5 protein-coding genes are annotated in these 14,264 nt (G+C 42.3%); all 5 read right to left on the bottom strand.

The annotated features are described in order from the left end of the window. Positions 1 to 7: 7 nt before the first annotated feature. Genes BUC20_RS02145 through BUC20_RS02125 form a run of 5 tightly spaced genes read right to left on the bottom strand, consistent with a single transcriptional unit; the run spans position 8 to position 14,234 of the window. Positions 8 to 1,369 (bottom strand): vanadium-dependent haloperoxidase, encoded by a 1,362-nt coding sequence (locus BUC20_RS02145; RefSeq protein WP_073226820.1) that lies wholly within the window; start codon positions 1,367 to 1,369, stop codon positions 8 to 10. Between the two features lie 4 nt (positions 1,370 to 1,373). Next, positions 1,374 to 2,045: a hypothetical protein gene (locus tag BUC20_RS02140; protein WP_073226817.1), complete on the bottom strand. Its 672-nt coding sequence runs from the start codon at positions 2,043 to 2,045 to the stop codon at positions 1,374 to 1,376. Between the two features lie 2 nt (positions 2,046 to 2,047). Further along, complete coding sequence (locus BUC20_RS02135) at positions 2,048 to 6,406, bottom strand: eCIS core domain-containing protein (protein ID WP_073226815.1); 4,359 nt, start codon at positions 6,404 to 6,406, stop codon at positions 2,048 to 2,050. A gap of 33 nt (positions 6,407 to 6,439) precedes the next feature. Further along, positions 6,440 to 7,885 (bottom strand): contractile injection system tape measure protein, encoded by a 1,446-nt coding sequence (locus BUC20_RS02130; RefSeq protein WP_073226812.1) that lies wholly within the window; start codon positions 7,883 to 7,885, stop codon positions 6,440 to 6,442. Between the two features lies 1 nt (position 7,886). After that, the gene (locus tag BUC20_RS02125; protein WP_073226810.1) at positions 7,887 to 14,234 is read right to left on the bottom strand and encodes a hypothetical protein; all 6,348 of its coding nucleotides are present in this window, start codon (positions 14,232 to 14,234) and stop codon (positions 7,887 to 7,889) included. Positions 14,235 to 14,264 lie beyond the last annotated feature (30 nt).

Raw genomic sequence — 14,264 nt, 5'->3', positions numbered from 1 at the left:
GTTCTTTTTACACCACATCGTTAAAATAAAACTTCGCCTTTTCCCAGGTATTTGTACCAATGGCGAGTCCGAGTTTCATTCCGTCCTCATTTCCTCTTGCAAAATGAGTCCCTCCATATATCCCGGATAATCCAGCCTGTTCTGCTGCAATGCTGAACGTTGGCCAGTCCAGAACAAGATCCTGACAAGGTGAGCTGCCCGGCTCTATCTGTGAACTGCCGGATTTGATCTTTGTACAGGCACCAAAATCATCACTTCCCGTAAATTGCTTCAGGATGATTGCCGCAGCTTTACTGAAAGCACTGTGCATAGATACGTGTTCAGGAAAAGCAGGTGTATCCAGGTATGGTCTCCATTGTTCCCCTTTGATGGTCTGTGTCCCCTGATGCGGACCGGCCCAGGCCTGTATTTCTTCTCCACAGTACAGGGTTCGTATGGCCGTAACCGGACGTACCGAATTGTAGAAATGTTTGGCCTCCCAGCATGCGATGGAAGTATCAGACAAAGCATTGCTCAAAGCAAAGAAAAGCCGGATACACGCGGTATTTCTGTACTCATTTCTTTCAGCAATAAACTGTGCAATTTCACACCAATGCCCCGGGTTGGTAAAAGTACCCTTGCCATCTTCCCAATACTCCGCAATGGCTTTTTGCTCATCTGTCAGCTCCGCGCTAATGTCCAGTAACTCTTTAGCCTGCTGTTTGAATTCCGGCTGTTCCTTTCTGAAAGGTGGGTCGGGCCTGAACTGCCAGTTAAACTGAAGCGCGAAGGATTTCAGTAATCCCCAATGCGGAACCAGGAAATGCTGTATTTTAAGTTTCCCGTCAGCATTCTCCTTTCCCTGAGGTTGCCAGTAACTCAGGTCATTTATTTTATCATAGGCGTTAACAGGTTGATAACCGGTGTAATCAGACCAGCCTGGCATATGTAATGTTCCCAGCTGATTGGATTCATCTCCATGCTTTTGTTCGATCACCAAACGAGCCACCAGATTTCCTATTCCCTGGGGTTTTGAAATGTCCATTGAGGTGTCATCCGGATCATAATCACATTCGCACATCAGGTTGCGGAACAGGTCTTTGTATTCCGGTGGCAGGTACAGCCAGAACAAATCCATCAACACCCGGTAAGCGGCATAACTGAATGCTTTCCGGATGTGCATTGTTGTACATTCACTACCCTTTAGTTTGATAAACCTGGCAGTAGTAGTGCTGATGGCGCATTTATCATATACACTCCAGGCATCATACATCGCGGTATGAACCATCGCCAAAGCCCTGGCCGCCACAGGTGCTGGGGTATTAGTGAATTTAATGGCTTCAAGACTGAGTTGATTCCATTGGATGCTGAGTGGTTTTTCCGGGTCCATGATTTTACAGGTTCATATTTTTCATAAACAGATCATACTCCTTATTATTTTTAAAAAGCAAAGGCAAAAACGTTTTCATCGTGGCCATAAAAATTTCATTCTCATTTATAGGCGCTTTAACCAATAAAAATGGCCATCGGGATATGCCCTTTGTTTGCAGTAGTAGTTTAAGGTATGATTCGATATTGAGTTTTAATGGATAATATCCGTTATCTGTGCTATACAAGACCAGGTTTGGAGAAACATCAGTCTCATTACGTTGAAACGAAATGCAACCATTATCTTCCTCATCAAAAAAATCAAATGGCCTTAATTTTCTCATTTTTTGTTTGGTAGCATTTTCCATATGATCAAACCATAGAATATTTCCCCATCCAAGATCATCCACTCCCCAGAACACATCGTGCAGAGGAAGAATATTTATCTTCCCATCCACCACGTATTCCTGTTCATCCAATTGCAATGGCTTTTTGAATCTCCATTCAATATTGACAAATCCTACCTGTGAATAGAATTCATAGATATCTTTCGTAAGCTTCATACGAAAACTATTTTCAATATCGGTAAACTCAGCAGCAGCAGTACCTTTACCAATCTCAGAGGTGATCACTTCAAGGTCAGTCACCTCATTTAACTCAGAAAGCAGTTGCTTGAACAGTTTTTTATAGTCTATCATAATTATGGTACATTTCGTAATAATTTTTTTCGAACAGCAGCCCTAAGCCACCCTTCAATTGCAGGATATGATTCTTTTGCAACACTATATGCGTTTGAATTACTAAAGTCTTCCCACGATTTAAAACCGCCATCTTCACTCCGACCGGCTACTAATGTTCTGAATGTCTCTCTTGTGGGGCCTTTTTTCATTCCTTCTTTCAAGGTACTCCAATAGTCAGCTGCCATCGTATCTATTGATGGAATTGCGGATTCTTCACCTTTACCAACAGGCTCTGTAACCGGAAATATATTGCTATAACTTGCCTGGTTTATTCTTTTCCAGGTGCCATCTTCATCCTGTTCCTGAAATCCGTAACTGACTCTTATACCCTCAGCAAAATCGCTAAGTTCTTTTTGAGAACGGTATGAGGTTACTTCAGATTCATACCACATCACAGTATTTTTTTTGGTAATTTCTTTTGCAGACTTTTCAGCATGTTTTTCCATTAGACCATTTTCAGACTTTGCACCCGGCGTTAAATTCCATGTTTCGTTTCCTGGTCCGTGCAATTTCTCGCTCAAAAGATGGAGCCTTACATAAGTTTTTGCATAATTGGCTATAGTCATAATGTGAGTGGTCCATCCATCCGGATCAACACTCGGTCTTGACCCCTTAGTATTACCTGATTCTTTGGTAAGAGGATCTGCAATCACTTTTCCCGCTTTTCCTCCTTTTGGTTCATAGGTCACCTTTGTAACCGGCAGATCTTTTGCTTTTACACGCCCTATCCCCATTATCTTCAGATGCGGTATCATTAGTTTAAATAATCGATTTAAATCTGATTCTAATTTTGTCTTTTCTTTTTCATCTTTTTCTTTGGCAACTTTTGTCTGACCTGATTTTATTTCTTTATATATGTCTTTTGCGCTGGCCATAGCCGCTTCTTTTTTAATCTTTTCGCCGCCCTTTAAAAGTTCAAATTCTTCAGCTTTGAGCTCAAACAACTTTTTCATCGTCATAGGTGTACTTTCCACCATCATCTCTGCACTGCTTTCTGTACCGGAAAAATAGATCGCATGTGGCTCATCATCAGCCGTAAATTCTTCCCTTAAGCCTAGCCAACCTGCAATTTTCTTGATTGCTGCTTTTCCGGTTTCTACCAGCCAGTCTCCTGCCTGTAAGGCCTTATCCACCAACCAATCGATTTTTTCATCAATCCATTCTCCTGCTTTTTTGGCCATCTCTTTTATTTTGTGCCCAAGCTTGCCCATGCTCAGCTGATTGGCGAGGAACTCCAGGAAGAGTGGGATCGCTTTTTCCAGGTTGTTTTCAAATACCAGGGCGGCATTGACCAAAGCTCCTGCCATCACCTCTCCGATATTGTCCAGCACACTTTCTACAAATTCCAATATTTCCCTCGCCTTTTCAATTGCAGTTTCTACCGCATTATAAAAAGCAATTAATGAATTTACTACCGCCATTACCCCGGTGGGATCCAGCATGGTCACAATTTTCGCGCTGATCTTTTCAATTACTTTGGTTACAATCCAATCTACAATTGCATCTATGGCTACATCCAGCAACTCGGCTCCTTTGGCTTTGATCATTTCAATGGTTTCGTCCAGGCTATTTTCGTGGAGTGCTTTGAGCCATCCCCATGCTTTGGCCGCACCTTTAGAGATCGTGGTGATCCATTTCCTCACCTTATCTGCCAGTGGTTTCCCTCTTTTCTTCTCTATGCTTTTATAGACCTTTTCCATGCCTACACTAAACATGCTGCCCAGCATTTTAAAGATTTCTGAGAAGGTGAATTCCTTAGGCACATATACCGGGCTTCCTTTAACTGCATCAAAAAGCCAGGTGGTGAAGCCGTCTTTCAGGTGTTTCCATTTGCGGTCGAAAAAGCCAATAAGACCCAATTTCACTGTTTTCAACATGTTGACAAAGAAAACTCTGGGCTGCTCCACAATGCTATCGAACACGTCAAAAGCTTTATTATAAACTTTCAGTGCCAGCTCTTTTGGAAATTTCATGGCATCCAGCAGCAAGTTGAATATCTCCCATAAGGCACCCAGTAAATTGCCATCTATAAACAGCATATCAATGATCTGCATGGCTTTTTTCTCCATCGCCTTCCATGCGGCTTCCACATCTTTGATCTCCCGGAGGATTGGGATGTGTTTAAAAATGTATTTGGACAAGAAGGCGATGATTTTATCGCGGATACATTTGGGAATTTTATGGAACAATGCATCCATCACCAGGAAAGGCAGTTTATAGTAATCCGCAATCGCTGCCCCCACTCTTTTTAAGATATCAGTGATCGGCTGCAGGAATTTCACGATCCGTTTAAAGGCATCCTCCAGGGTAGTGATGAGTTTCCCCAGCTGCATCTCTGCCCAATCACTCATGGCTTCAAACTTCTCTGCCAGCCAATCTACCACCGCATTTATTGCTGCCAGTACGGTTTCACCGAGATCTTTTGAGATGCCATTTAAGGCATCCACTGCATTTTTGAGGGCACCTGAAATTGCGCTTGCTTTTGATTTTAAAAAGCTGCCGACGCTGTGTAAGGCATTAAAGAGTTCCGGAATCAATACCCCCTGAATGATCCCTCTTTCTTTAATAATGGCTTCTTTGTCCTGCAGGTAGTGGCGGATTTTAGATGCCGCATACATAATTCCTGTAATTGCAGCCGCAGCCATAATAAAAGGCCCTACAGGCGACAATAAAAGGATGATTCCTCCCAGCACCATCAATTGGGTTTTATAAGGTGCGAGTTTGGCTTTAATGGCCTCCCATAAATCAGAAACCTTTCTTTTGATCTGCTCCCATAAGCTGTTCTGATCATCCCCTTCAAATCCTATGGCATTGGCAAACCAATGCCAGATATCAGCGAAGAAGGAAGCAATCCGCTTAATGTCCGTCCAGATCTTATCTGCGACCCATTTGATTCCATCCCAAATGGTTCCGAAAATCATACTTACAAAGTCCCAGATCGGTTTTCCGATGTCATTCCAGACTTTATCAATGAATGATTTGATTGGGGCTAAAAATTCCTTTAATTTCTCAAGTGCCGGCCCCGTGATCCCCTCAAGAATATTTGAAATAAAAAGAGAAGCCTCAGCAAAAGGTGTACAGTCTCCTTTCTTAAGCCGTTCTACCGCAGTACCCATCCAAACTTTAAATTCATTAAAATTGGCTTTCACCTGAGTGATGATACCCGCTCCGATCCTGATTGGAGCACTTAAGGTATTTACAGTGGAAGAAACAAAGGAAGAAACCCTTTCCTTCGCCCAATTCATGAACCCTTTATACCTGAAGATGTCGTGAATTTCAGGTGAGGCCTCTTTCAGAATTGCCCACAATCCCTCCTTTGCCTTCGAAACCAAAAAGCCATCTTCCTCTTCCTCCTCTTTTTTAGCAATCACAGGATCTGTAGTATTCAATGCCGGAGATAAAGAAGGCCCATGACTGCTTTTTGGTGGAATTTCTTTGCGTTGAATACCTCCCTGCTGAATCGTATGGGTTAACTCATGAGCCAGTAAATGCTGTCCACTGATGCTGTTTGTATTGTATTTTCCACTGTTAAAATAGATGTCATTTCCATGAGCAAAGGCCTGGGCATTCAGGTCTTTGTTCAATTGTGCCGCCGTACTGTTATCATGGATCCGCACTTTGGAAAAATCGGCGCCAAAAGCACCTTCCATTTGAGTAAGCATATGTGCCGGAAGCGACCTGCCGCCTCCTTTTGTAGAATATAAACTGTTTTCTATGGTCGGACTGATGTCTGTTGATGATTTTTCAGATTTCTTCTGTATCTTTTTCTCTTCCTCCTGCTCGCAATCCTGACACTTCCGCTGAACCGGACCTCCTTCGTCAGCAGGCTCAGCGTTACTTTCAAAAATAGGTTTCCTTTGCAAAACAGGATTAGCCGGTTCTTGTTCCTTTTTCTGAATCTCCTCTTCTATAATTTCCTTCGGCTGGACCTCTTCCTCTTTTTTCCGGATCTCTTCTTCTTTTTTCTGAACCTCTTCTTCTTTTACAGCTTCCTTTTTCTGAACCTCTTTTTCGCAGGCTTCACATTTCGTTTGTACAAAAGGTGTTATGGAAGGAGAAACGCTTGTTGAACCTGCTTCATTAGTTGCCAGTCTTTGCAGCACTTTATCTGCGGTCTGATCTGCTTCCTGCTCATATTTATCATCCGGTTGCCCTACCGTCAACTTTGTCTGCACAAAAAATGCATTGTCGTTCTGTTTGCGAAAAAAGGGTGTTTGAGTTGTGCTATCACTGAGCAAAGCATGATCAGCCCCCTTGTTAAAGAAGGAAGAATTTGCTTTGGCAGGTGTTGCCACTGATTTAGCTTCAGCAGCTTTCATAAGCTATCGTTTTAGTTCATCTTTAAACTCTGTCTATCGCCACTCTACTTTTATGATTTCCTCAAGCCATGGCAGCTTAATGATACTCAGGTTCCAGGGCAAATGATCCAATAACACATCAATCGCCGCTTTTTCAACCAATATCTTTATCTTCTCATTCTCGATGAGAACTTTTCCACTGCGCTGTAAAAAACCTTCTCTGAGCCCATCCGGAGATGTGCTTTTTAAGATCTCCCAGGAGGCAATTGCTGCCTGTAACATATGATCCGCTTCTTTCCGCTGCTTTGCTGAAAGCCTTACATTGGCTTTAACAGGAAAGTCTATCGGATATCCGCAAAGTATCTTAGGCAGGACCAATTCATATTCTTCTGCTTTGGTACGTCCTGTTACCACATAATGCAAGAGATAAACAGCCCTTTCCTGTAACTCAGTATTGGCAAAAGACTTTCCGGCCAGCAAACCCAACTGATTAAACAAGGAGTTCAGAAAGGGATGGATCAACACTAACCCTGTATGTTGCACATAGATTCCTTCCTTCACCATCTTCTTATTTTGGGCATTTCCGGCATCCGGAAGCCCGGGAAGATGAGCAACAGGACCAACATCCAAAAGTGAAGCTTCTTTGCCTGCGATAGCAACTGCGGCCCCTTTGGAAGGAAAGTCTGGATCCGGAACCTTTTTATCCGCAATAGAACCTAAACCTTCCAACCGGATTTTTTCAGATTGAAAGTCCAATACCATATTCAATAGCTCATCAGGTGTTTTTTTATGGCCTTCTAAGGAAGATCTTTTCAGAATTTCATGCCAGATTTCTTCATAAAAATCGAATGAGGGGTCTGATAGCAGAGAGGAAGCTCCCGGGTTCTGTTTTGATTTTTTTGGTAAAATCTTATCGATGGCCCACAATAGCTTTGGTTGTTTTTCTGCCGTTAACACTTCCAGCAGGCTGATCAAAAAAACCGGTGTATGCTGCCGGATGATCCTTGTCAGCAAGATGGGATTCCCGATAATTTCTTTCTTTAATTCAGTGATGCTGCTATAATTTATGGCCAACTCTTCCATGACCTGATTGTACCATTCGCTGTCAACTGAGCTTACATTCCATGGCAAATGACCATTCTGCATATAATAAAGCCATTTCCTGTAGCCATTTGCTACAAAAGACCGTTTAACCGAAGGTTGCGGGGACACTGTAATTTCAGAAAGTATCACCTCCCTGACCTGATTTTTTAAAGGCTCCAACAGATCTGTACTCCATACTGCTTTATTAATTTCAGTTTCCCTTATCAGCCCAAGATCTATTTCTACCCGTTCCAGACTGATCACTTCATTTTCAGTGGATATTTTATCAAATTCGTTTCCAAGCAGTGGAACCAGAACTCGCCAGAAGTGATCACTTAGCAGTTGCTGTATGCGAAAGCTATCCAGTTGTTTGTCGATATGAAGGTCTATCACCTGTTTCCTGATCACATGTTGCATATCATTTCTTGTTAATACCCATAATCAAAGCCTTTATTTCATCAATATTGAGATTGGGTTGATGTCTCTTCACTTCCAATCCGTCCCAATGGTTGTAAATAGCAGATAGGTCTATTTTAGCCTTACGCATCTTTTCAAAAGCATTACTCATCAGCAGCATTTCGGCTGTTTTCGTTTTTTTAAAGCAGAAATGATCCAGGGTATACCCCACAACAGATTGCATCAAATAGAGCATCTGGTGTTTATTGAGCGCAACTGCATTTTTTCCGGATGACTTCTTATTTTGAATGATACTGATCACTATTGATTCAAAACGCTCAATAGTTGGCTTTTTCTCCTTCAGAAATGCCTGTACGTTTAATACGATCGCATTTTTGTTTAATTTTTCTGCGATATGAGCGGTAATGCTTTCATAAGATTCCAACCGGTGGTTTATAAAAGTTGCTTTATCCTTCGCTGTTTCAATGGGCCTTGCTTCATTTGCTGCTGGCGCTATTACAGCCGGTATTTCTTTATTTGCTGGATCTGTGGCATTCAAAACGACACTTTCACACTTGAGTTCAGCCCAGCCAAACGTGATGTTTACCTGATTCAAAAAGTCTTTTAATTCATCTTTTCTTTTTTCATTTTTCTCTTTTTCATCTTCTTTTTCTTCCTGAGCTCCTTCCCTGTCCTGTTCAAAGCAATCATTTGGCGCCGGTTCTTTGGCTTTGCAAGGCTTACAGCTATCACATTCAGCTAAACACAGATAAGTTTTTCCGAAGAGCAGACCAAGGAAACCAGAAACAGAAAACTCAGGATCACAGATATGCTGTTTTGCCATCCATTTGCGCCAGTCTTTATACTTGTCTTCAAAATCAAAAAAATCATGAGGAGCAAGCCAGAGTATCCTCAACATCACATGGGCCGGTGCCAGCCTGTAAAGTATGTCTTCCATCAGCATTTTTCCGCTTTCCGTCCTGAAACGTTGCGGCCAGGCGGGCAATACCACCGTTGCAATGAAAGAATACTGGTCTTTTCCGGGAACAAAGCAGATATCTGAGGTACTGAGACAAGGATCATCCTTAGGAACGATCCATTTATAATCACAATCAGATTCAGATTTTGTCTGCGCTTCGGTTTTCTCTGAATCCTTATCATGCGTAGTCAAGGGCCTCAAAAGAATATGCTCAATAAGATGAAAACCTTCGGCATTACTTAATCTTTTTGTCCGTTCCACAGCGGCACATGCCAGTTGTGCAGATTCATAACATTGCGGGTTAAATGCAATTTTTTCAGTGCGGGTCAAGCTGTTAGGGGGAAGTTCTGATAATCTTTTACCAGCACCTGTTTTTATCAGGTCATAATTGATTGCAATGCCAAAGGTGTTACAAGCACAATCAACCAGGGGCTGATAGTTTTGGAAATCGCTCAGCCGATCACGCATATAGCGCAATACCTGCATCGCTTCCTCACAACTGGAATAACTGCAAGCCGACTTCCAGGCTACAAAACATGTCGGTTCATTTCCTGCCGTTTCTTCTGTACCAGCGCAGGGGTCTTTCTCTTTCCCGTTATCCTTACAAGGGCTAAAACCCGGCAATTTCAATTCGACACTATAATGGTCTCTTTTTGTTTTTTCGTTATGGGTTTTTAGGAGAGGAAAGTAGCATACAAATGCCCTTAATGTTTCTTTCCACCTCTCTAATCCATAATCCTGAGTATAAGATTCAAGAATTACATTTTTTGATTTGTCCTTAAGAAAAACAACACCTTTCTCTTCTGAATAATCATTATCAGTCGAGGATATCTGAGTGATCAGCTCCATCAGTGCATTGCAGGAATCTATTTCCCTCTCCTTAGCCATTCGTTGCCTGGCAAAGGGAAGTCCGTTTTCATCCAACAGGATCAATTCATTATCGTCTATATTCAGGCCGTAGGAGTTTCGCTCCTGATGTTCTTTAAACTGTGTATAAAGTTCATTTAAAACCTCATTTCTTTTCTTCGTAGTGTCGTAAACACAGGGATGAATCATCAGGTCATCACCGCAATTCAGGTAAAAAGTATAACAGCAATCCTCTGTTCTCTGGTAATGATGAAAGCCAAAGCCCGATTGTACGGCACAGATAAATTTTTCCACTCCTTCATTGCCCCAGGCATCGTTCTCGTTGTCAAACCTCTTTGTACTTTCGGCCAGCACTTCGCGGATATATATTCTGCAACAAGGTTCCTGGCCTTCATCACAATGGCTACCATCCAGGTACAGATTACCGGCATACCTTAACAGGCCCAGAAAGAAGATAAAATCCTTCATTGTTTCTTCCGGGGTATCGTAGTATCTAACGCTTTGCCATTGCTGAGGGTTCCCTTCGTACTGAAAAGTCCCAAAGTAAAAGACTTGTTTAGAGGAAGGTGCTGCATTTTTACAAAACAGGTCATTAAATGCCTGAGAACCATATTGAACCCGTTTAACCGGATAAGATTTCGCCCATTTAACAATCAGCTCCTCTGCCGGTTTATGTTCAGTGCTTTCGATTTCGATCCGTGTATCATCAGGAATAAAAACAAGCGCAGCATAGTCTCCTCCCTCTGCTGCCAATTGTAAAACATGGAGGTAATTTTCTTCAAAGGCACTGATGGCCAGTTCTTTTGAAGCATAAACCATATTGCTTTCAAAAAAAACGATTTCATGAGGCGTAGAGCCGGATAAAATACTCTGGTAATTGTGCGCCTTTAACTGGAAGCGGTACGATGTCCCTTTAGATGTCTGATCTGTGATTTCTTTAAACCTATCGTCACCTAAACACAACTGAAGGTATTTCAAGTCACAGTCCCCGGCACCGGCCACTTTTATCCTGTCAGAACCATTCAGTATTTTATCCTTGTATTTTTCCAGGTAAAAGGCAACTGGCCGGTCCTTATCCACCAGCCGGTATACAAATTTGCCGGTACCATTGGAATCATCGACCCTTACGGCCGACTTAAATGAAGAACTGTTTTTATGCTTTGCCAATCGCAAAATGTCCTTTTGCTGTTCCAGGGCCAGGCTTACGGATTCTGTCACATCGGTATCGGAACTCTTTCCTTCTGTTCTCAGGTTAACCAGTGGAATTTTCGCATTTTCTTTTAAAGGGGTTAAAACAGCCCCCTCTTTACCCGGCAGCAATTGCAAAGAAGGAATTGCCCGATAAAATGCGTTTGCCGATTCGATTGACATTTCCCTTGATGGATATTCCATTGCACTGGTAAACAGATGATCTGATGCAGGTTCAAGTCCAAGGCGATAGTTAAATTTCCAGCCATCGGCCTCAGCTTCCGTTTTCAATCTAAATTCATGTGCAGTCACCAGCAACACGATTTGCTGCACCATGTTCCAGGCTTCGGCTTCCGTAGGAAATTCGGAGTAACAACTCGCTTCAGTCTGATCGTTATACACCAGGCTGATCTTAAAATCGACCTCAGACTTTCTCACCTGATAACTGGCCTTATTGCCGGCCAGACTGATGACGAAATAGCAATGCTGCCGGGCTTCTTTGCTCGTTCCAAATTCCTTTTCAGGATAAAATTTAAAGGAATTGGCATTGTCCAGCAGGTCGTAGGTAAACTTGTCCGGCCGACCGACAATGGTATTGTTGATGTCTATTTTAAAAGCTTTGACATCCACAAATTTAAAAAGCTCAGGATTGATTTTATTAAAGTACAAAGTTCCAATCCTACGCTTTGCCTTCGTTTCCGGAAGCCAGTTTTTGGAGTCATTAATCTTGCCGGTCATTTGCTCTGCTGCAGCATGTGCTTCAGGAGCTGTCTTGAAAGACTCCGTATAAATACGAACAATATCACCAAGATGGTCAATCAGATACACACTATACTTAAAGCTACTCACGAATATATCCTCTGGATCTGGAGCAGCGGAGAACATCCTTTTAAAGTTATTTCTAAGCGCATCAGCCTCCCGGGAACTTCCGTACTTTCTGACGGAAGAAACTGCCGCACGATTGCTATACTGTACCTGAACAGTGTACAGTTTTTCGTGTGGGATGTACTGGGTTTTGAGCTGATGAGGATCAGATAAGGCCTTAAAAATGTCCATTGCTACCTTTTCTCCCTCCTCCCGGGAATTAAATTTTTCTACCGGTGCAAAGAATGTCTCGCCGGCAATTTTAAAGTCTACCAGGTATTGCTCATCATAGGCTTCGACCACAAAATTACAGAGGTAATGGGCTTGTTTATTTTCAATTCCGCTTAAAAATTTCGCCTCATTTTCGAAACCTGATGTGTTATGGGTATTCCATTTGTTTTTCTGGTAATCATAAGCTCTTCCACGGTTTGAGCTGATCTCGTCGTAACTCGCCAGGAAATTCTCTTTAGCCTTAATGCTGACTGACGATTTCTGTTGCTCACAGCCCTTGTTGTAAGAAAGGAGTGCAAAATCTGTAAACTTCTCCGCGAATCGCGATAACAAATGGTCCAGGAAGCTGTTTCTTCTCATTGAATATAAGTCCTTATCTTCAATGATCTGTTGAAGGTAAGCACTAAAAGATACTGTATTCAATTCCAGAGAAAAGGAAACGCGGTCTGTATCCATGATGAAACTACGATAGTTTTCGTCGAAAGTGCCAATATAGGTTACGGAGTTCAGGTGTAGATTTGCTTCATCGATGGTCTTAAAACTAAGGTTACTAACCAATGCGAACTCTTCTGACGAGCTGATGATGTAGTAATAAATGCAGGAGCTGCCTTTGTTCAAAAAACCAGGAGTAAAAGTGCCGTTACCCAGGTCCTCTTTTAATTCACTTATGGCCACCTGCTGCTCAGTCAGCCTGCTGAATGTAAATGGAGGAAGCGAAAGCGGATCTACCACTTTTTTCAGGTTTAAGGTAATCAGGGCATCGAGTTCATGTTTAGGAACGGTGCGCAACAAAACACTCCCCTCTTTTCCCAACCCATTGCCTTCATCACCAACCACCGCAAAGCGCAGCAGCGGATTCAATTCGGGCAGGGATTCCAGCTGGTTTAAGAAATAGGTGTGTTGTAGGGCCGGATCTCCTGAAGAAGACATGCTGAACAAAGACCTGATGTTTTTTAACTGGGCCAGATAGCCGGCAAGCAACTGATCAAAAAATAAAAGATACCCTTTTAATTGTAATGCCTGAGCCTTCCTTAAATCCGAAGCATCTTCAGGTAAACCACCTTCTGCAATGCCATATACCCTTGGAAAATCCTCCTGTAACAAAAAATAGGCATCAAGGTCCTGATGATAAATGCCCTTAGGAATTTCTTTATCCAGATAGGGCGAAGGAGCAGTATATAAAGCTTTACCATTGTTTTCAAAACCGCCATTTAACAGCCCTTCATATTTTTTTGTATCCAGCTCCACAGGCAGCCCTTTTCTGGTAAAACGAAAGCCCGAACATGAAGTACGGAATTCAGGAATATGATTTTCCGGTAATTTGAATTTCCATCCAATACCTTTTTCCCTGTCTTTTGAGATGCAATGTTTTAACTCAAGCTTGTTTACCTTCTGGACGCCCTCTATTCCCAAAATCAGATTATAGGCATCAGAAAGGTGTATTTCTTTCTTTAATTTCAATTGGAGCAACTCATCGGTATCCACAAAACCATGGCTTTCGGCCATATCATAAGGCCGGCCGGCAAAGATTTCATCAATAGATTTACCTTTATCCAACAGCTGTTGCAGGGTATAAAAATGTGGGGAAGGTGAAAGAAAGTCTCTTAATTTCCTGACGATGTCGAGGTATACACTTTCAGGGTCTGCCCCATCTTTCAGCTCAATAGCTGCACATACGCCCACTGGAAATTTGCGAAGAATATGTATGTCCGCAAAATCTTCACAAAGATTGCGGTGAGCCATCAGGTTCTTTTTGATGAGCTCTGTTAAATCCCGAAGCTTCCCTTCTCCATTGGGCTCTTCGCTATAATCTATTTCCGTTTCAATATATACATGATACAGACCGTTTATAACAAGATCAGTTGCGATGCTCAGCCAGGCATTTTTTACCCCTTTAATGTCGATCAGCAACTTTCTATAGTCCAGAATAGTAACAGGATTGCAGGCCAGGATCTGTGCCGGGGTAAAAAAATTGCCATCTTTACCGCTTTCTGATGGATGCGGTGTAAAAAGATCTTTTGCAGGCAAATTGGTACGGTAACCTAAATCCAGAAGCGCATAACAAAGGACTTCCAGGATGGTGATTCCGGGATCATGTACATTATGATCGGTCCAGATTTTTCCAGAAAGTTTACCAAGATGTTCAATCCCTTCTGCCCGCAATTTCTCAAAATCGAGATACTCCGGAAAGCCAGAATTGTTCTTGCTGATTACTTTGATATTGTCTTCTGCGTTTGTCATAATATTGCTTTGTTCTCCATCGGTATTCGC

This window comes from Pedobacter caeni (genome assembly GCF_900129215.1).
Taxonomy (GTDB): Bacteria; Bacteroidota; Bacteroidia; order Sphingobacteriales; family Sphingobacteriaceae; genus Pedobacter; species Pedobacter caeni.
The sequence above is the reverse complement of the archived record's forward strand: the minus strand, read 5'-3'. Positions and strand labels throughout refer to the sequence as shown.